The sequence below is a fragment of the Candidatus Kuenenia sp. genome (genome assembly GCF_027493735.1).
Classification (GTDB): Bacteria; Planctomycetota; Brocadiia; order Brocadiales; family Brocadiaceae; genus Kuenenia; species Kuenenia stuttgartiensis_A.
The window spans coordinates 69473-89072 of sequence record NZ_JAOSKF010000002.1; the positions used below are offsets into that span (position 1 = coordinate 69473).

Genomic DNA, 19600 nt, shown 5'->3' on the forward strand with positions numbered 1-19600 from the left:
TTGATTAATGTTACCCCTTTTTTTTGGAAGATACTATAATTAATAAAAAAGAAACTACAATTGTAATACGATCACCCCTTGGCCTATCCCAAAAGGGGGAGGGAAGAATTCGTACATCGTAAAATGTTTTTTAGGCAAAATAAGGCGCAAATTATGAAATTAAGGATGCAATGGATTTTGTCGGGTAGTGTTTTGTTAATAGCACTCATAGGTGCTGCGTTATTTGTAGGCGTGTCGTATAAATCTGTTTTACGCGAATTAAAGCATCAAATAGTGCAGGATAATAAAACCATAGCAAATACGATTATAAAATCTTTTGCCAGGTATATGTTATCTGAATTGCCCAGGCCAAGGCAGATCCACTTGATACAGAATATTTGCAATGAAGTTATAATCCCGAATAAAGGGTTTGTTTGTGCTGTGGATGGCGAAGGAAGAGTCATCGCAATGCCAGGTCTTGAACTGAAAAGCAATCTCAATGTAAATGACGGTTATTTTACAAGATTAAACAGTCCTGAAAAATACCGGTACCAGGATTTTGCCGATAATAATATCTTTGAAGGGGTCTTCTATAAAGGAGACGCCGTTACTATTGTTGCAATGTCTATGGTTGATAATACGGATATTCGTCTTTTTGTTCATCAGCACTTCCCGGAGTTAAAAACAAAATTGAAAAGCTTTGTCTATACTCATGTAATTATTGGCGTTATGGTATCGGTTATATTGGGATTGGCAACGTATATATTTGCAGGTTTTATTATTAGAAGATATGAACGTGATTTGGAAATGGCAAATATCGATTTAGATCAGATTGATAAACATCTATCGAAGGCAAATAATGAACGCAGGCTTTATTTTGAAGTGCTATGCAAGTCAATGCAAGGCATAATAATAACTGATACGGCGGGGAAGATGGTATTTGTTAATCCGGCTATTGAAAAGGTATACGGGTTTTCGCAGGATGAAATGATAGGGGAAAATGTCAATATTATTAATCCTGACCGTTCAGTCTATGGTGATTTGGGTATTTCAGAAAAAGGGTATGAAGTGTTTTTTAAAGAACTATGGGATTCCCTTGCGAATCCCGAAATTGCGTTTTGGGAAGGAGAACTGCCAAACAGATCAAAAGAGGGTTCTCTTGTCTGGGTACATTTGATAATTAATGGCATTTTTGATATAAAAGGCAACATTATCAACTATATTTGGTTTCCACTCGATGTAACGGACAGAACAAAAGATGAGGTGAATATCCGCATGGATGTTTACCGTGCTATAGCTGACATTGCTGAAATGAGGGACGACGAGTCGGAAAAGCATGTAATACGTGTTGGTATGTATTCACGGAGAATCGCAGAACATCTTGATATGCCGAAAAAATATTGTGAAGATATCGAACTGTTTTCTCCACTGCACGATATTGGAAAAATGGGGATTCCTGATACAATATTGCTTGATAAAAAAAGATTAACTAAAAAAAAGTATGAAATAATGAAAAATCACACACTTTTGGGGTATGAATTGTTAAGGGGAAAACCAATGCTGGAAATGGCGGCGGGCATAGTTTATATGCATCATGAAAAATTTGATGGCACTGGATATCCGCAAGGATTAGCCGGAGAGGAGATTCCATTGCACGCAAAGATTATCGCCCTTGCGGATGCATACGACGCCTTGCGATGCAGGCGTCCCTACAAACAGGCATGGACGCATGAAGAAGCGGTAAAAGAGATTGAAGCGTGTTCCGGCGCTCACTTTGATCCGGTTATCGTGAATGCATTTTTAGAGATTAAGCATATATTTGCTGAAATTGCAGAAGAGTATAAGGATGAGTATAGTTTGTAGTAATTACCCGGTATCTTGCGGTAACAACCCCCCTCAATCCCCCTTTATTAAGGGGGAATTTTGGAAGGAATTCTTTATTTTCCACAGGATATTGGGTAATTATATTTTGTAGTTATATGCGCGGTAAAAAATAACAACATGCGTTATTCCAGGTTGTTCAATAAGCGAAGAAAACAAACGGTGTGTTTTGGGAGATAAGGAGAGATTATGTGTCATATTTTAAGCATATTGAGTGGATTTGAAACTGCCATTGGAAAACTCCTGCTGGCGGTTATTTTAGGAGGAATTATCGGATGGGAAAGAGAAACAAGGGGTAGGCCGGCAGGATTACGAACACACATCCTGGTATGTGTTGGTGTGACGTTAATGATGGTGGTTTCGGAAAACATGTTTGAAAAATATAAAATATATTCTGATGATTCGGTCATTAGGATTGATCCTGCCAGGATAGCGGCTCAGGTAGTGACTGGTATTGGGTTCTTAGGGGCAGGAACAATTATGAGATTTAAGGCATCGGTGAGGGGATTGACTACTGCGGCATCCTTATGGGTGGTCGCCGGCATTGGATTGGCGATAGGGAGTAATTGTTTTATCCCTGCGCTGATTACAACGGTGATAGTGTTCTTCACATTATTCTTTGTGCCTTTTTTCGAAAAGAACGTAAGGCGGGATAAATATCAGACATTAAAATTGTGTATCGCGGGCACGCAATCGTGCCTGGAAGTGATTTTGGAAATATTGAGAAAAAATTCAATGGAAATGCAACATTATGGATTCGAAAGAGACCTGGTAAAAGATGAAATTTTGTATGATATTAGTGTGAGATTTAAGGAGAGTATTTCGGTTTCAAAAGTGTCTGAGGAGTTTGTTCGATCTATTAAAGAAATAAGAAAACTTGGTTGGGAATAACAGCCTCTAAATTGTCTAAATAGCTATAAAATAAACATTTGACAATATATAGGCTATTTGATATATTCCCTTAAACCTAACGGCAAAGAGCATGGTTTCTTTGTAAGAAAACAAATCATTAAGATGATAAATAATCCAATGCATAAGTGTTTGACTCTTTTTCTCAATGGGCAACGGGTTTTAGCGTAGGTATATAAGTGTAATCAATTCTCAAAGTAATTGTATTTGCTTAATAGTTTACTGACAGCACTTTTATGGGAGAATCTGTAATGATAAAGAATCTAGTATGGCCATTTTACAGACCGATAATAATGGCAGTATTAGTTTCTCTTGGCATATGCGGGTGTTCAAAGGTGGATATGCCTGATGAAGTAATTAGTTCTTACCAAAAAGCGATTCGCATTAATCCCGGGCTGGCAGAGGCGCATTTTAATCTTGCAATTGCATATAATAGCCGGACAATGCTGGACGAAGCGATTTCAGCACTTGTAAAAGCGGTTGAAATAAATCCTAAATATAAAGAAGCATATCTTCAGTTAGGGTTGCTTTATATGGAAAAAGAAATGTGGGATAATGCGAAAGCCACCCTTAGTTCTTCACTGCAATTAGATACCGATAGTTTCCTGGCGCATGAGAAACTTGGGGATGTGTACCGTGTGCAGGGGGAATATTCCGAGGCTGTTTCTGAATACAAAAACGCCCTGAAAATAAATCCAAAAGCCGTTGAAACAATGTACAATCTTGGTGTTGTTTATGTAAATAACGATCAAACTGAAGAAGCAATTCAAACTCTGTTAGATGCTGTTGGGATAAATCCTAATTATACCGATGCCCATTTTTTTCTGGGGCAAATATATCTGAATAACGGACTTCCTGATAACGCGTTGAATGCGTTTAGCAAAGTTACAGAGATAAATCCCAGGCACGCACTGGCACATTATCATCTTGGTTTGACATTTTATGAAAAGGGAAACGTTGATGGGGCTGTGGCTTCTTACAAAAAGTCGATAGAAATCGATGCTAAGAATCCACAGGTGCACTATAGCCTGGGAATTGTATATTCTGATGAAAAATTATTTGATAATGCGATTGAAGAATTTCGAACTGTTGTAAAACTTGACCCCGATAATGCCGACGCTCATTACAGGCTGGGTTTGGCATACGCAAATAAACGAACACTTGTTAAAGCCGTTTCTTCAGTTCAAAAAGCGGCTTCAGCACATTATAATATAAAAAACCCTTATTCAGATAAGAGGGCATTAGATGAAGCGATTACTTCATTACAGATGGCGATCGAAATAAATCCATACAATCCTGAAATATACTTTGACCTGGGGAATGCATATTCACAAGACAGGAGATTGGACGAGGCTGCCAGAGCGCTTGAAGAGACGATTCGCATTGACCCCAATTTTGCAAAAGCACATTATGGTTTAGCCCTTATATACGAACGAAAAGGGATGAAAGAAGAAGCGCAAATGGAATATTCGGAATATAAGAGATTGATACATAATTGCTTGGATTAATGTTAATAAGGGTATTTTGCACAAGAGAAACAAAATATAACTTATTAGAGAAAGAGGGTTTTAAACCCTCTTTTTTATATTTTCATAAGACAGATTCGGATACAATTACAATCAATAGCGTTTCCTTTGGAAATTTTGACAGTTTAATAGTGAGCCGGAATGTTTTGTATTTGATAATGCCTCATATTCTTGTTAGATTTGCCGCATGAATAAAATGTCTGTTTTAAAGACTCAAACGGATTATTCGTATAAATATCGATTTTTCTCTTTTGGCGAATATCTAAAACAACAGTTTCCTTTCAAAGTGCATAAAATAGCGCTTCATGCGGGTTTTACCTGCCCAAATCGGGATGGGCGGTCCGGAGTGGGCGGATGTACGTATTGCGCGAATGAAAGTTTTAGTCCAAATGTAAGGAAACCTTCTTTATCGATAACGGAACAGATTAGAAAAGGGAAATCGTTTCAAAAACAAAGGTATGGCGCTGAAAAATTTATCGCCTACTTTCAATCGTTTACCAACACGTATGCTGATTTTCATACACTAAAAGCATGCTATGAAGAGGCATTGTCAGACAGTGATGTAGTTGGCCTTTCCATTGGTACCAGGCCTGATTGCGTTAATGAGGACATTTTAAATCTTATCAATAGCTACACGGAAAAATATCATGTATGGATTGAATACGGGCTTCAATCCATACATGAAGAAACTTTGAAGCGCATTAACAGAGGGCACGATTATAAATCTTTTGTTGAAGCAATAAACCTTACAAAAAAAACTTGCATCAATATATGCGTTCATGTTATCTTGGGACTCCCCTTCGAGACTGACGATGATATGATGAAGACCGCGGATGCGGTTGCGGAGATGGGTATACAGGGGATCAAATTGCATCATCTGTATGTGGCAAAGAATACCGCATTGGCTGAAGAATATTTTAAAGGGAATGTGACAACCCTGGATATTCATGAATATGTGCGGCTGGCTGCAGATTTTCTGGAACGTATACCTCCGGATGTTACGATACAAAGATTAGTAGGTGATACTCATGGCAACTTTCTTATATCTCCCGTGTGGAAAGCCGGTAAGTCGAGCATCACAACAATGATTACACAGGAGTTGGAAAAAAGAGGTGCGTATCAGGGGAGTCTTTGTGACGCTTCAACGATAATAAACAGTAGTCAAAAACCAAATTTAAACGAATCAAGATTACATATCATAGGGTTTTAAGGCGGGCGTAATTCAGTGGTAGAATACTAGCTTCCCAAGCTAGATATGTGGGTTCGATTCCCATCGCCCGCTCCATTTCACAAAATACCATCGTAGTTTAACCTGAACAATTGTATAATTCCCGATTAAATGATATTCACTTGCTGTTTTAAATGTGTGATAGCAGGGGACGGGTTTTGCACATGTCGTGATCCTGAATAACAAAAACAAACGTAACACTTTAGTATTGAATTTTTGTTTTTAAGAAATGGTGAAATATGGATAATACGTATTCAAAGGCGCCTTTGTCTGAAGTAATTATGGGGATTACTCTCAAACAACCCGTTTTAGGGAAAAACGGGTTAATATATGAAATAATCAATGCTTTTAAAAATGATTATCCGCTAATTCGATATGGGAATCCATTGGAAGATCTTGAAATGGTTGATTACAGTTTAGAGCCTAAAATTGATTATAATTATACCGGGCCGGTATTGTACCGGCTTAGCACCATTGATACAAATTGGCTGGTACAATTGCAATTTAACAAAATATTCTTCAATTGGATTAAAAAAGATGAAGAAAGAGAGAAGGATTATCCCGGCTTTACCAGTATTTACAAGAGATATGCACAATTGGCAGCGTTTATCCAAAATAACCTGCATTCAGAATTTCCTGTTAAGTTTTGCGAATTAACATACCAGGATAGAATATTTTGGCAGGAACATATTGATGACCTTTCTGAGATAAACAAGATTATGAAAATCATATTGCCAGCAATAAACGACAATGGCAGGATATATTCTCCTAATAATATTTTTAGTAAATACACACTGCCTGTAGAAAAAATAGGCGGATATGCCATAGTCTCGATAAATACCGCTACAACAAAAGAAAATAAACAGGTAATAAGTTTCCAATGTACACTGAGAGGCACAGTAAAAGATATGTTAATAGATGATTGGTATGAGGTTGCACGTGAAATGCAGAACAAACTATTTAACGATTCTTTTAATAAAAAGTTTTTGGAATTGTTGAAATGATAAATGATATAATTAACAATCATGCCGGAATACAATCATTTGGGCGAGGTAAACAGCATAAAATATGAGGTTTAAGTTTCAAGCCCGCACCCGCAGATAATCTCATACAATAGTTACGGTAAGATGATACGATGGAATGGAAAAGAATCTTTTTTGCCATTTTTATTCTTTTGGTAGCAGATGCTATTTTCTTCTCCGGTGTATGCTGTTTTGCGAATGACGAATGGCAACTGAACGGTGATAATACTGGATTGAGCGAAGAAGAAGAGATAGAGCTTGGCAGGAAAGTTGATGAATATTTAAGCCGTGGATGTCATTTTGATACAGATGCAGAACTGAATAAAAAAATAAATGATATTACACAATCAATCGTTGCAGTTTCAGAGAGAAAAACCCTTCCGTACATTTGCAGTATAATTCAATCCTATTCTATCAATGCTTTCTCTTCTTCCTGCGGGCATATCTATATTACAAAAGGCTTGTTACAATTAACGAAAAATGAAAATGAGTTGGCTTGTATTATAGGTCATGAAATTGCACATTTATCACTGAGGCATGCATCAAAATTTTACCGGGAACTTAAGAATGTTTTCTCACAGCAAAATAATGCTAATTGGGATGAGGTTGCAGCGTTATCGTTGGAAAACCATCTCAGGGAGTTTGAGGCAGAGGCGGATACAAAAGGGGTGTTCTATGCCTGTAATGCAGGGTATGACCCTAATGGTCTGCCTGATTTTCTGGAAAGAAACCTTGATATTATTGTTGCTCATAATGGTTTGTCAGGCATTTTTGGCATGGGGTATTATGCAGAAGTTGAGATGCGGGTATGCAAGTTAAGAGAATTCATCGCAACCTTAAAAGGCGACTGGTAAAATGACAGAGGTAACATTATCAATAAATTTGTGTAGTATGCGATTGTCGAATCCAACGGTGCTGGCTTCGGGAATACTGGGAACCACAAAGACATTATTAAAACGAGTGGCAGAAAGTGGAGCCGGTGCGGTAACGATTAAATCCGTAAGTAAGGATTCAAGGGAAGGCCATCATAATCCGACGGTTATTACCTACGAGGCGGGAATGTTAAATGCCGTAGGATATTCGAACCCTGGTGTTGAGGCCGCACGTATCGAATATTCGAACCTTAATGAAATAGGCGTTCCTGTAATTGCCAGTATTATTGGAACCTGTACGGATGATTTCATTGAGGTTGCAGAGGGGCTGTCAGCATCCGGGTTTTCCGCTATCGAAATACCGCTTTCTTGTCCTCATACTCCTGGTTTTGGCCTTCTGTCCGGACAGGGAACTCCAAAGGCTACCTACGAAATAACCTATGCGGTGAGACGAAAAACAAATGTGCCTATATTTGTGAAAATATCACCAAACGTGCCTGAAATCACCTCAATTGCAAAAGCAGCAGAGGATGCAGGGGCAAACGGCATTACCGCCGTGAATTCAATGGGTCCTGGAATGGTAATTAATATTGAATCAAAGAAACCTGTGTTAGGGTTTAAGGTCGGGGGCGTCACCGGGGACGCCTTGCGGCCGATTGCCGTACGTTGTGTGTATGACGTTTACCAGGCGGTGAAAATTCCAATTATCGGAGTAGGGGGCATATCCACAGGAAGGCACGCGATAGAGATGATGATGGCAGGGGCTTCGGCTGTTGGCATTGGAACCGGCGTTTACACAAGAGGAATTAATGTTTTCAGCAAGGTGTGCGCTGAAATGAAGCAGTGGATGATTGAAAACGGGTATAACACTATTAATGAGCTTGTAGGTGTTGCCCATGATTGAACAGCCAAAAATGGTAAAAATATACGATATCATAGATGAGACTCCAAACGTAAAAACGTTTTTCTTTGAGTATGCCGGACAGTATGAGCCGGGGCAGTTTATTATGGTTTGGGTTCCGCTAAATGACGAGAAACCATTTACTATTTCCTATATTGATGGAAATGTTGCCGGGATAACTGTATTAAAAAGAGGTGAATTTACAAAAACCTTGCATACAAAGAAAAAGGGAGATCAAATAGGTATCAGGGGGCCGTATGGCATGGGATATGGCTTGCCTGAAAACAATGCGGCTACGTGTATTGTAGGCGGTGGTATTGGAATGGCTTCTATTGCGTGTTTAGCGGATATGCAGAAAAATACGACAATCATTCAGGGGGCAAGGACTATGCCGGAATTGCTTTTTCAACATCGCTTCAGAGAGATGAAATTATGTACAGATGATGGTTCTTTTGGTTACAGAGGAACAACGGTTGATTTGTTGAGAGAATTAACAGGGCAACATAATTATAAAAAGATATATGCATGCGGTCCTGAAAAAATGTTGTACAAAATATTCGAATTATGCAATGAACGCCATATTGATTGTGAAGTATCAATTGAAAGATATATTAAATGTGGGTTTGGCATTTGCGGCCAATGCGACTGTAGTGGGCAGCGAATATGTATTGACGGACCGGTTTTTAACGCAGAGGCATTAGGAAAGATGCCCGATTTTGGAAAAACTGCAATCACAAAATCGGGGAGAAGGGTTTCTTTTTGAATCAGAGAAAGGAATTTCAGGCAACAGGATGAATTTTGTTGACATAAGAAAATAAATGTTGTAAGTTTGTAAGCTATTCGTTTTCCGACATATTATTTTGACAATGATATTTTGACCTGAAGCGCCCCCATCGTCTAGAGGCCCAGGATGCCAGGTTCTCAGCCTGGAGACAGGGGTTCAAATCCCCTTGGGGGTATATTATGAAGTTAACCAATAAAGAGGTCTTTGATGATAAAGTTCAAAAGGCCTCTTTACAGTTGCCTCCCCCGAATGTTTCAAATCTTCGTCATACGGCAAGCCTCTACCCTCACGCCTAAAAATAGTAATCTTCAAAAGATATTATTCGTTTGGTTGATTTTATCATGTTATGAATATCAATAAAAAAAGGTTAATTGTACTATTTTCAATAAATGTATTCATAATAGTCCATATTCTGCTGTGGTATAAATATGGATTTCAGAAGGTAGGAACCTTTAGCATGAATGGTATTGTCACCCTTTTAGGTTTTGGCCTGCTGAATTCCGCCGCCGCTTTTTTTATTATTATTGTATTAATAACAGTGTTTTTTGGAAGGGTATTCTGTGGATGGGGATGCCACTTTGCTTTTTTCCAGGAATTTGCTTTACGGGTGCTTAATAAGTGTGGAATAAATCCCTCAATTATTCATTCCAGAGCAAATATCATACAGTATGTATTTCTCCTGAAAACGATAACTGCCATTTTTGAATTCTGGTATATTTATGGCATTCCTCAGTTTCATATTAATATCAGTGATACGCAGGTTATGACGTCAGACCTCCCCCGAAGCCCTGCTATTATTGCATCCTTTCTCTTATTTGACGCCTTTCTCTTCATTTATCTTATGGGATCAAGGGCATTCTGCAGATACGTGTGCCCATGGGCTCCTCTGCTTGCACTATTTGAGAATATTAGTTTTTGGCGGATAAGGAAAATCAGGGAATGTACCGGATGTATGAATTGCACGAGAAATTGTATTATGGGAATAACGGTACACGAAGAGATTGCCAAGCATAGCGCGGTTGTCAATGCAAATTGTATACGCTGCCTTTCGTGTAAGGATGCATGTAAAAACGGGACATTAGGTTACAAATCCGGCATGAGCGCCTTGTCTTTGACCCGTAAGTTCAGATGGTTGATTCCTGAATCGGGCAATTATAGTATATACGTTGAGTTGTTTCTTGTCTTTTGCGGAATAATCACGGCATTTTATACACAAAAGTATCTTGGTAGTTTCCAAACGTTGCTTGGCGCTGTATGGGGATTATGTTTTGCCGTGATGATAGTAAAAATAGTTGAGAAGAAGCGTATAACAATAACAGAATTTACTCCGCAAAATAGAAGTTTTCTGGTATTGAGTTTGATGCTATTGTTAACGTTTGTATGGTGTTGGGGGACGATAACACCGCATGAAACACGCCTGTTAATGCGGGGCAATAGGTTTATGGGTGTAACGGAATATGACAAGGCAATTTTGACATATAGAGATGCAATGAATGAATATCCATCAAATAAACAAATACATACTGCGCTTGCTTTGGCATATAAAAACAACGGCAACTACAAAGAAGCAATAAATGAGTATAAGGCGTTGATTGCGGAAGACCTTGAAAATGCCGTTTTGCGAAATAATATAGGGACTGTTTACTACCGGAAAGGAGAGTATGATGAAGCGATAAAAGAATATAAAAAAGCTATTCTGTTTGATGAGAATCTCACTGCTGCTTATGGAAATATTGGTTTAATATTTTTAGAGAAGGGAAATATTGAAGAGGCTGTTTCTTATTTGAAAAAAGTATTTGCGACAGAGGATGAAGTTTATCAATATCTTTTAACTTATTATAGATCGAAAAAAGGTCAGATATAGGAGGAGAATTATGGCTGTTTATACGTGTGAAACGTGTGGTATGACGACAACGAACAAAGGGCATTTATGTAAACCTATCGAGATGCAAAGGGCGATAGCATGTTATTATTGCGGTGCGTTAACCAGCGACCCGCGCCATGTGTGTGCGCCTAAGCTTGTGACACTTAAATATGTATGTAATTCCTGCGGTCGCATTGCTTCCAAACGGGACCAACTCTGTAATCCTGCGCCATTAGCAAAAGAAAAGAAAAAAACAGGAACAACCGTTACAAAAAAAGCTGTAAAAACAAAACCACAAGCAAAATCACAACAACAACCAAAAGCAAAACCGAAAACACAATCAAAGGCAACTGCAAAACCAAGTGCAAAAAAGAAGAAATAAATAGTTACTATTCGGCGTAAACATTACACGACTCCCGGTGGGTTCAGGTTTGCAACCGTTTGCCTGAATTCCAGACGAAGCCTGAACCCACGAATGTAGTTTCCAGTGCAATTACGTTCCCAAACAGGAGTTTGGGTGCGAGCACGAAAGCAACGTTAACCAAATGCGTTTTAATGAATAAGTAATTGCCGGTTTTAATCCTGACAGGGCTTGAAAATCCTGTCAGGGTTACGGCATAGCTGAAAGTCATGACTAACGCCGGGGTATTTTACGGTATCTTCGCACTGAAGTGCGGAGTTAATGGAGGCAAAACTTGTCCCTCAATGAATTTCCCCTTCTACCTTCTACCAACTGCAACTACTACAACTTTTTGAGAAGTTACAAAACTCGTGTCCTTTTGAAGCGTCAAATGAATACAGACGTTCCGTTTCGCAGGAAAATGAGTTTAAATAGAGGATTGTTAATTTTAAGACAACGTTTTACCGCTTCCGTATAAATGGTTTTTTGGTGATGGTATTTGGGCGTGTATGTTGGAGAGGAAATATTCATGTTTATTTTTTCCGCATTACTGAATGCATCTTCTTCATGGCAGGTGTTTGTTAGAGCAGGGTTATCCTCAATCGATGAAGCGTAGTCTGTCTTATAATCGGCGATAATTATTTGATTTTCAAATTCATAAATAATATCAATTGTACCTCTCATTATTTGCCCTTCCCAATGCAGAAGTATTGGTATTTCACGTCCAAGTATCCTTGCATTCTTTAGTTCATTGTATGCCTTCGAATGAAAAAAAGCAGTAAGTATAGTAACAGCTTCTGTTTTTATAAGATGAATTATCGTGTGGTGAAGGCTTGCATTGGTGAAATGTATTGTGACTGAAGATGTTATCAAATCATAAAGTGCCTGCAACGTTCCCTGAAAGTCCCATTTCTCTAAAATCTGATGGCATAAAGAACCAATTGCAGCGGCATATTCCTGCTGTATTTCCGCAGAATCAATGTGTTTGTTGTGTGTGGGAGTTTCATAGTGCACTGGTGATATTTCTTCACTTAAAGCAGAAGGAGAAGTAAATAATGGTTTTTCTGTTTCTGCAAACATTGATTGTTTCCGGTCATTCCATATTCGGACAAATGAATTCCAGTCAATATCCCACGTTTTTTCTGCGGTTTTTGAAACAAAGCGTCTCGCGCCGGTATAGTTGAAATTTTCAAGAAATATTTCGCTATTTCCAAAAACTATTTTCCTGACATGGCCGGAAGGCGTTTCGGGTTCGTTGTTAAGCGATATGTCATACGCATCAGATAAAGATTTCATAATTAATCCAATATAAGATTTGTCGTTATCCTTTAATGCACCGGTGAGAATCAGCCGTTCCTTAGCCCTTGTCATGGCGACATACAAGACCCGTTTTTCTTCTTCCCACGTACGTTCATTTATTTTGTTTTCAAGAATGATGCTCTGCAGATTCCTCAGTTGTTGCTCCCCTTTGCCAAGTACTATTCCCGTGGTGGAGGTGTTCCAGTCAAATGCGACGGAATCCAGGGTCTCATTCTCCTTTTTTGCTTCACCGTGCAGATTGCCCAGAATTACAACAGGGAATTCCAACCCTTTTGATTTATGGATAGTAAGGATTTTTACCACATCTAGTGTCTCATCGGAAAGCGGGCTTTCTCCTTCTTCTCTTGCCTCATCGATGTATTTTTTCATATTGTTTATAAAATGTTTAAGTGAAATACCCTGAATTTGCTCCAACTTGCATGCTGTCCGGTAAAATTTCTTAAGGTTCGCAAGTTTTTGTTCTCCCTGCCATGCGCTTGCTGTTATGCCGGCAAAGCGGGGATCATTGATGATTTCTGAAATGAGGTGAGAGACGGGTATAATCCGCGAACGTACATTATATTTCCTGAGAAATGAGTAAAAGTCGCCTATAGTCGCGTCTATGTCAATGTTATCTGAAATTGTTTTGCGATAATCGAGAAGGTCATTTATCTTGAGGAGATATATTTCATTATCCGTCAAACCGGCGAAGGGCGAACGTAAGGTACCCACCAGGGCGATGGTATCATAAGGGTTTTCAATCGTCCGCAAAAGATTCATAAAATCAATAACTTCCTGGGTGGTATAAAAATATTTCTCCCCTTCTGCAATAAACGGTATGTCATGTTCTTTAAATGATTCAACATAGGGCCGTATCTGTGTAAATGAACGCAAAAGCAAGGCGATGTCTTTATATTTCAATTTGTAAGAGGTAGCAGCATCGGCAGACGTATCTCCTCCATTGTCGTAAAAGACATTATTTTTTATCCATTTTGCTATCCAATCCGCTTCAGCCTCTCTTGCCGCTTCTGCAGTCAGTTCTTCTCCATTTGTATCAGAAACACTGATAATTTCAATTCTTTGAAAGGGGTCTGACTGAATGCGTTTTGCATGAATAGGAATGTATTTGGGTTGTAACCCTTGTTGTTCGGTAATTATTTTTTCACCGAAAAGATCGTTTACTGCGTTTACAATACCGGAATGGCTTCTAAAATTTTCCAGCAGACTGAGAGGCGCTTCATTATTACAAATTTGTTTGACAACGTGTTCGTATGCTTCGATATCCGCCCTGCGAAAGGAGTAAATAGATTGTTTCGGGTCTCCAACGATAAAGAGTTTCCCGGGTTCAAGTGGAATACCGTGTATGGTGTCGCTGTGGTGGTTTACCATTTCGGAAAGAAAGAGGATGATATCGTATTGGATGGGATCTGTATCCTGAAATTCATCCACGAGGATTGCCGAAAAATTCTTTTTGAGCGATGTCCTTATAGAGCGATAAGCGTTGTTTTGCAGCAAATTTCTGGCAAGGGTAAGAAGCCCGTCAAATGAGATGTATCCCTGGGACAGATATGTTTGTCGAAAGGTTTTGCAAAATGGCAAAACAAGGTTTAGCGCCGTAGTAATGAAAGATTCGTCAACACGTTGCAATTTTCTTAAAAGAATACGGCATTTTTTAACAATGTCCTGCGCAACAAGTACATCTGCTTCCTCCCAACCGCTTTTCGCCTTAGAGATTGTTTTCCCGAAGTTATAATGTAAACTGCTTAAGTAATGAAAGCCTTGGGTTTTTAGTTCATTAAAAATAGTAAGAAATTCCTGTAGTTGTAATAAGAGTTTATTGTCCGGTTTCCCGCATTTTAGGAGAAGGGCGTTGATACTGTCGCAATAGGAATTTAATAAAACATCAAGAACTGCGGGATCGCCGGTTTTCTGTGTCAGCGTATCCAAGGGAATCGTAAAATCTGATAAACGTTTTGCAAACGACTTAATTGTTTCCAGCTCGGTTCTCGTTAGCACATTTTTCCATGTTACGGTATTTTTTGAGGTAAGCGACAATTCCAGTTCCAGCCAGTCAGACCATTCTTTCTCAAAAAGATCTTCGAATACAGACCCTTCATCAACGGTGAAACCTGGCGCTACTCCCGATTCTATCGGAAACATGCGTAAAATATATGCGGCAAAACTGTGAATTGTACAAATCATAGCCTTGTCCATATCTGCCAGAGATTGTACTGCCCGGCGTTCAATCTCACTGTATGTCGTGTGATAAGTGGTTTGCAAGTCGGAGATAAAATTATTGACTTGTGAGCTTTCTTCTGGTCTGCATATACCTTTCATTGCGGCCACGATTTTTTCCAGTTCCTCCATAAGACGGATTTTCATTTCACTTGCCGCCTTTTCTGTAAAGGTTAACGCAATAATTTTTAGAATAGGGCTTTCTTCGGATTGGAGGCTTTTATGTGCCAGAAGCAGGTGGAGTATCCTTTGTACGAGGATAGTTGTTTTCCCCGTTCCTGCACCGGCGGTAAGCACAATATTTTTGTGTTGTTCCGATACCGCTAACTCCCGTATTTTACGATCAATAGGTTCATACATTATCTGATTTTCCAGTGATAATTTAGTTTTTTGAAAAAGTGGGTTTGGGTTTGTTCTTTGCCTAGCGAAAAGATTGGGCTGCTTAAGCATTTAATTAAGTAGATTGAATATATCCAAATGATACAATATCGCTTTATAAGATGCAATGCAGCGCTCTATTTACTGTTTTATGCGGTGTTTTTAAAAGATTTTTTTAAAAAAAGTAACACTTTGTGATAATTTAGTTTTTTGAAAAAGTAGGGGCGAAGCATTTGCCCGTTTGGGTATGAATGCATTTATGACAATTTATAGCAAATGCTTCGCCACTACAATATGCGGCAAATACCGCGATTTTTTTAAAAAGATTATTTTACTAAGGAGAAAGAGAGAGGATGTGAGTATTTTAAACGAGTGTTTTTTCCTGATTTTAAAGCTCCTGGGTATTGTTTTGTTAAAGGCAATTTATCAGATAGAATCGGTAAATAAGGATTACATACCTCGTACCGGCCCGCTTATCGTTGCGGCAAATCATTTCAGCTATATGGACCCAATTGTGCTTCAGGCAATGTTTCCGAGGCGTATTTCGTTTTTAATGACCGAGTTGTATTATGAAGGGAAGTTGAAATGGTTTTTCAAGTTGTTACATTGTATTTGTGTGCGGCAGAGCGGACCAAATACTTCTTCAATAAGAGAGGGGTTAGGTGTGCTTAAAAAAAAAGGTGTTTTAGGGATTTTTCCGGAAGGCGGCGTTAGTAAGGAAGGAATATTGCAACCGGGAAACCCGGGCATAGGTTTCTTTGTGCTTAAAAGTGGCGCCCCGGTTGTGCCTGCATTCATAGCAGGTACATATGAAGCATTACCAAAAGGGGCAAAGATACCCAAAAGAACAAAAATTAAAATATACTTTGGACTACCCGTTACTTTTGAGAATGTGGGAATAGGGAAGGATGACAGGGAAAGAGTGGTTGAAATCACGAATGAAATCATGATGCAGATTAAAAATCTGTCTGTTTAGAGATTATTTGGAGAAAAGGCATAAACAAAAAGGGGTATTTCATTTTAAATGAAATACCCCTTTTTTAAATTACTTGCAAGGTAAAACGGTTATTCCTTAACTTTTACCTTTATTTTCACCTTACTGCTGCCGGCTTTGGCAGTGATCTTGGCTTTGCCTTTCGCATTTGCGGTAGCGGTAAAGGATGCATTGCCATTTTCGTCTGATGTTAGCTTGCTCGGAGAGATAGAAACACGTCGTTTTCCGGATGAATTCAGTTTTACCGTAATACTTTCTCCTTCAACCAGACAACCATCTTCTCCCGTTAATGTTAATGTTACTTCTGTGCTTTTTCCGACTTTGAGCTTTAACTTTTTTGGGTCTGCTTCAATGTCGTCTGTTTCGCATTCCCCGGGACCTTCAACTGCAGTCACGCCGAGATTCAAATCAATCGTTTTTGGCGTCCTGCTGCTCCTGTTCGTCCCATCGCCCAATTGACCATCTCCATTTAATCCCCACACATATATGTTGCCTTTTGAGGTGATTGCCAGGCTATGAGATTCTCCTGCTGCAACATATACGATGTCCGACAAACCGGTAACGTCAAGAGGTGCAGAACTGCTTCTCGTTGAACCGTCGCCAAGCTGTCCTTCATCGTTTAATCCCCAGGATTTTACTTTGCCATTTCGTATTGCAAGGCTGTGGTCACTTCCACAGGCAACTGCGGAAATTTTTGCAAGGTTTGTAACTTCTACGGGTGTGGTGCTGTTGGTATTCGTGCCATCACCTAATTGTCCTTCATCATTAAGTCCCCATGCCCATACCCTTCCGTCAATGCCGAGCGCCAAACTGAATGTGGCTCCTGCGCAAACTGCATCAATATCAGTCAATCCTTGAACTTGTACAGGATTTAAAACAGGATTGTCCGCGCTCTTTTCGCCATTGCCAATTTGCCCTTCATCATTTAATCCCCAGGCATAAACAAAGCCGTCTTCTGTTACGGCAAGACTATGAGCTTCTCCGGCAGAAATTCCTTTCATCAATGGTAGGCTGCTTATTTTAGTAGGAACGCTATTCTGGTCAGTATTGCCATTGCCGAGCTGCCCGTCACTGTTTGCACCCCATGTTAAAACAGAACCGTCAGATGATAAAGCAATACTGTATTCGCCTCCGGCAGAAATGGCAATTATATCGGTAAGGTTAGGTACGGGAACGGGAACGGGAACATTACTGTTATTCTCCGTTGTTCCACCGCCAAGCTCTCCGTCACCGTTATAACCCCATGCCCAAACTCTGCCGAGTGAGTCAAGCGCCATACTATGATCTCCACCACAATCTACGGCAGTAATGGTAGTAAGAGCATTTATTTGAACAGCTACAGGGGTTGTTTGGCTGTCGTTTGTGCCATCGCCCAACTGCCCGTCTTCATTAAGTCCCCACGCCCATAACTTTCCTTCGGAGTCTAGTGCTAACGAATGAGACCATCCACCCGATATTTGAGGAGTTACAACACCAGGTGTAGGTGCTGGTTGAGGCTGGGTGCCTGTAGGCCGAGGCCGTGGAGAGAATCCCGGTTGAGGCTGAGTGCCAGTAGGCCTAGGCCTTGGAGAAAATCCTGGTTGCGGCTGAGTGCCAGTAGGCTGAGGCCGTGGAGAGAATCCCGGTTGAGGCTGAGTGCCAGTAGGCTGAGGTCGTGGAGAAAATCCCGGTTGAGGCTGTGTGCCAGTAGGCCTAGGCCTTGGAGAAAATCCTGGTTGCGGCTGAGTGCCAGTAGGCTGAGGCCTTGGAGAAAATCCTGGTTGAGGCTGAGTTCTTGTTGGCTGTGGCAATTGACCATAAGCGATATGATCGTTTATACATAAGAATGTCATTGTAAAAAGTAAAACAGATACTAAAGGTAGCCCTAAAAAGCGTTTTTTTATCATCAAATTCCCCTTTCCTTATGATAAATAAGCGGTAAAACAAAATAAAATAGCTAGTAATCAGTGGTAAATCTCTACTTTCTACTTTCTCCTTTCTTCTTGATAAAAGTGTTAGATGGATTGCCCATTTAAAAAAATTCTACGATATGTGACAAACATCCCTATTATCGGAATTTTTCGAAAAAAACTAAATTGCTACAAAAATTCACTATTCATACATGTAATTTAAAACAATAGTATAAATCGCGGGAAAATGTGTGCTAAGTTATCAAATAAAAGGACTTATTTCAAGTAATTTGAACCAGTAACGTTTTTGCCCTTATTGGTCATAAAAACGTTTTTGCAATTCTTTTTTATTATGAGCCCTCCATGAACTGTTGCTTGTGAAGGAGGATGAAATCCGTTACTTTATTTTATTCGGTCATTACGATTGTTTATTTTTTGCCAATAATTAACGAAGAGTTTGATTGCAGATCGGTGCGTGTGATTTTGTTACAACCAACTGTTTTCAGCCAGGAACGATACTCTGTCTCGCTATAAGACGCCCCTTCCTGTGTACCGATGAGCATATTAAGACTAAAAAGTGCGGCAAACTGAGGATGTGTTTTTGTTTCATCAAGAACAAATTCATGAATAATTAACGTGCCCTCATTTTGCAATGCCTTCCAGCATTTTTTGAGTATTGTTATATTATTCTCAGGGTTGTATATGTGTAATAAATTGGAAACGAGAATTGTGTCGTAACAATTAGTGCCAAAATCATCTTCAAGGCAGTTTCCCGCCTGTACTTTTATCCTTTCCTGTAACCCTGCGGCCTGAATAAAATCATGTGTTAATTTTGTTACGTGTTTCAGGTCAAAGATTACCGCGTGCAATTCAGGATATTTCTTTACAAATTCGATGGAATACGTGCCCGGGCCTCCGGCAATATCAAGCATATTTCTAGGGTTCTTTAAAGGTATTGTGGCGCATATATCGTGTGATTTTACCGATGCAATATTTTGCATTGCGGTAATAAAGTCTTTTAAATCATGCGGGTCTGCCTCTTCCGGCAAATCTTTTAACACGACCGCCTCTCCAGTTTTCACCGTTTGGGACAGCATAGTCCAGTTTTCAGCGATATTGTTAAAATGGTGGATGGCGTTACCCTGGTAAAAGGGTTTCCCTTTGATGAGATAGGAATTCGCTATTGGTGAATTTTGATAAAGCTTTTCCTGTTTCACAAGGAGATCGAGTGAAACAAGGGCGTCGAGTATCTTTTCCGTTGCCTTTGCATTTGCATTAATGCTATGCGCGAGTTCTTCTGCGGCTAAATGTTTATTGCCAATGGCGGTGAAGATATCTAATTCTATTGCGGTAAATAGTACTTGTGACTTCCAGTAGGCGGAGCTGAGTTGAAGTAAGTACTCAAATTGTAAATGATTTATTTCATTCATGAATCGTTC

14 protein-coding genes and 2 tRNA genes are annotated in these 19600 nt (G+C 39.5%); 13 read left to right on the forward strand and 3 right to left on the reverse strand.

Translation table 11 applies throughout. The features are described 5' to 3' along the window. Nucleotides 1–153: 153 nt before the first annotated feature. From M5U24_RS02065 to M5U24_RS02120, 12 genes are all read left to right on the forward strand, one after another. Complete coding sequence (locus tag M5U24_RS02065) at nucleotides 154–1842, forward strand: HD domain-containing phosphohydrolase (RefSeq protein WP_164995154.1); 1689 nt, start codon at nucleotides 154–156, stop codon at nucleotides 1840–1842. Between the two features lie 207 nt (nucleotides 1843–2049). Continuing rightward, the gene (locus M5U24_RS02070; RefSeq protein ID WP_099323832.1) at nucleotides 2050–2751 is read left to right on the forward strand and encodes an MgtC/SapB family protein; all 702 of its coding nucleotides are present in this window, start codon (nucleotides 2050–2052) and stop codon (nucleotides 2749–2751) included. 269 nt (nucleotides 2752–3020) lie between these two features. Continuing rightward, a complete protein-coding gene (locus tag M5U24_RS02075; protein WP_164995153.1) occupies nucleotides 3021–4277 on the forward strand; it encodes a tetratricopeptide repeat protein in 1257 nt (418 codons plus the stop codon). A 214-nt stretch (nucleotides 4278–4491) separates the two neighbouring features. After that, a complete protein-coding gene (locus tag M5U24_RS02080; protein ID WP_157820316.1) occupies nucleotides 4492–5505 on the forward strand; it encodes a TIGR01212 family radical SAM protein in 1014 nt (337 codons plus the stop codon). A 1-nt stretch (nucleotide 5506) separates the two neighbouring features. Further along, nucleotides 5507–5580: transfer RNA gene (locus M5U24_RS02085), tRNA-Gly, on the forward strand. 182 nt (nucleotides 5581–5762) lie between these two features. Next, nucleotides 5763–6527, forward strand: a complete 765-nt coding sequence (locus M5U24_RS02090; RefSeq protein WP_099323829.1) for a TIGR04255 family protein — start codon at nucleotides 5763–5765, stop codon at nucleotides 6525–6527. A gap of 131 nt (nucleotides 6528–6658) precedes the next feature. Next, complete coding sequence (locus M5U24_RS02095; protein WP_099323828.1) at nucleotides 6659–7399, forward strand: M48 family metalloprotease; 741 nt, start codon at nucleotides 6659–6661, stop codon at nucleotides 7397–7399. A 1-nt stretch (nucleotide 7400) separates the two neighbouring features. Continuing rightward, a complete protein-coding gene (locus tag M5U24_RS02100; RefSeq protein WP_099323827.1) occupies nucleotides 7401–8321 on the forward strand; it encodes a dihydroorotate dehydrogenase in 921 nt (306 codons plus the stop codon). Further along, nucleotides 8314–9081, forward strand: a complete 768-nt coding sequence (locus tag M5U24_RS02105; RefSeq protein ID WP_099323826.1) for a dihydroorotate dehydrogenase electron transfer subunit — start codon at nucleotides 8314–8316, stop codon at nucleotides 9079–9081. Before M5U24_RS02100 ends, M5U24_RS02105 begins: the two co-directional genes overlap by 8 nt. A 123-nt stretch (nucleotides 9082–9204) precedes the next feature. Beyond that, nucleotides 9205–9277: transfer RNA gene (locus M5U24_RS02110), tRNA-Glu, on the forward strand. A gap of 282 nt (nucleotides 9278–9559) precedes the next feature. Then, nucleotides 9560–10966, forward strand: coding sequence for a tetratricopeptide repeat protein (locus M5U24_RS02115; protein ID WP_295100908.1), 1407 nt, complete (start codon nucleotides 9560–9562; stop codon nucleotides 10964–10966). A gap of 10 nt (nucleotides 10967–10976) precedes the next feature. Further along, on the forward strand, nucleotides 10977–11348 hold the full coding sequence (locus M5U24_RS02120; RefSeq protein WP_099323824.1) for a hypothetical protein: 372 nt from the start codon (nucleotides 10977–10979) through the stop codon (nucleotides 11346–11348). Nucleotides 11349–11753: 405 nt separating this feature from the next. On the opposite strand, the gene M5U24_RS02125 is transcribed toward M5U24_RS02120, so the two are convergent. Next, nucleotides 11754–15260 carry a UvrD-helicase domain-containing protein gene (locus tag M5U24_RS02125; protein WP_169702854.1) on the reverse strand — a complete coding sequence of 1169 codons (3507 nt, stop codon included), beginning with the start codon at nucleotides 15258–15260 and terminating at the stop codon, nucleotides 11754–11756. Nucleotides 15261–15633: 373 nt separating this feature from the next. Between M5U24_RS02125 and M5U24_RS02130 the strand changes: the two genes are divergently transcribed. Continuing rightward, nucleotides 15634–16254: a lysophospholipid acyltransferase family protein gene (locus M5U24_RS02130; protein ID WP_164995150.1), complete on the forward strand. Its 621-nt coding sequence runs from the start codon at nucleotides 15634–15636 to the stop codon at nucleotides 16252–16254. Nucleotides 16255–16343: 89 nt separating this feature from the next. On the opposite strand, the gene M5U24_RS02135 is transcribed toward M5U24_RS02130, so the two are convergent. Together M5U24_RS02135 and M5U24_RS02140 are read right to left on the reverse strand one after the other, a co-directional pair. Next, nucleotides 16344–18158, reverse strand: coding sequence for a cell wall anchor protein (locus tag M5U24_RS02135; RefSeq protein ID WP_099323820.1), 1815 nt, complete (start codon nucleotides 18156–18158; stop codon nucleotides 16344–16346). Nucleotides 18159–18589: 431 nt separating this feature from the next. Then, on the reverse strand, nucleotides 18590–19591 hold the full coding sequence (locus tag M5U24_RS02140) for a methyltransferase (RefSeq protein ID WP_099323819.1): 1002 nt from the start codon (nucleotides 19589–19591) through the stop codon (nucleotides 18590–18592). Nucleotides 19592–19600: the final 9 nt, after the last annotated feature.

Excerpts from the sequence above, each read along its gene's own strand:
- M5U24_RS02065 (WP_164995154.1), top strand. The coding sequence starts at position 154 with ATGAAATTAAGGATGCAATGGATTTTGTCGGGTAGTGTTTTGTTAATA.
- M5U24_RS02070 (WP_099323832.1), top strand. The coding sequence starts at position 2,050 with ATGTGTCATATTTTAAGCATATTGAGTGGATTTGAAACTGCCATTGGA.
- M5U24_RS02075 (WP_164995153.1), top strand. The coding sequence starts at position 3,021 with ATGATAAAGAATCTAGTATGGCCATTTTACAGACCGATAATAATGGCA.
- M5U24_RS02080 (WP_157820316.1), top strand. The coding sequence starts at position 4,492 with ATGTCTGTTTTAAAGACTCAAACGGATTATTCGTATAAATATCGATTT.
- M5U24_RS02090 (WP_099323829.1), top strand. The coding sequence starts at position 5,763 with ATGGATAATACGTATTCAAAGGCGCCTTTGTCTGAAGTAATTATGGGG.
- M5U24_RS02095 (WP_099323828.1), top strand. The coding sequence starts at position 6,659 with ATGGAATGGAAAAGAATCTTTTTTGCCATTTTTATTCTTTTGGTAGCA.
- M5U24_RS02100 (WP_099323827.1), top strand. The coding sequence starts at position 7,401 with ATGACAGAGGTAACATTATCAATAAATTTGTGTAGTATGCGATTGTCG.
- M5U24_RS02105 (WP_099323826.1), top strand. The coding sequence starts at position 8,314 with ATGATTGAACAGCCAAAAATGGTAAAAATATACGATATCATAGATGAG.
- M5U24_RS02115 (WP_295100908.1), top strand. The coding sequence starts at position 9,560 with ATGAATGGTATTGTCACCCTTTTAGGTTTTGGCCTGCTGAATTCCGCC.
- M5U24_RS02120 (WP_099323824.1), top strand. The coding sequence starts at position 10,977 with ATGGCTGTTTATACGTGTGAAACGTGTGGTATGACGACAACGAACAAA.
- M5U24_RS02125 (WP_169702854.1), bottom strand. The coding sequence starts at position 15,260 with ATGTATGAACCTATTGATCGTAAAATACGGGAGTTAGCGGTATCGGAA.
- M5U24_RS02135 (WP_099323820.1), bottom strand. The coding sequence starts at position 18,158 with ATGATAAAAAAACGCTTTTTAGGGCTACCTTTAGTATCTGTTTTACTT.
- M5U24_RS02140 (WP_099323819.1), bottom strand. The coding sequence starts at position 19,591 with ATGAATGAAATAAATCATTTACAATTTGAGTACTTACTTCAACTCAGC.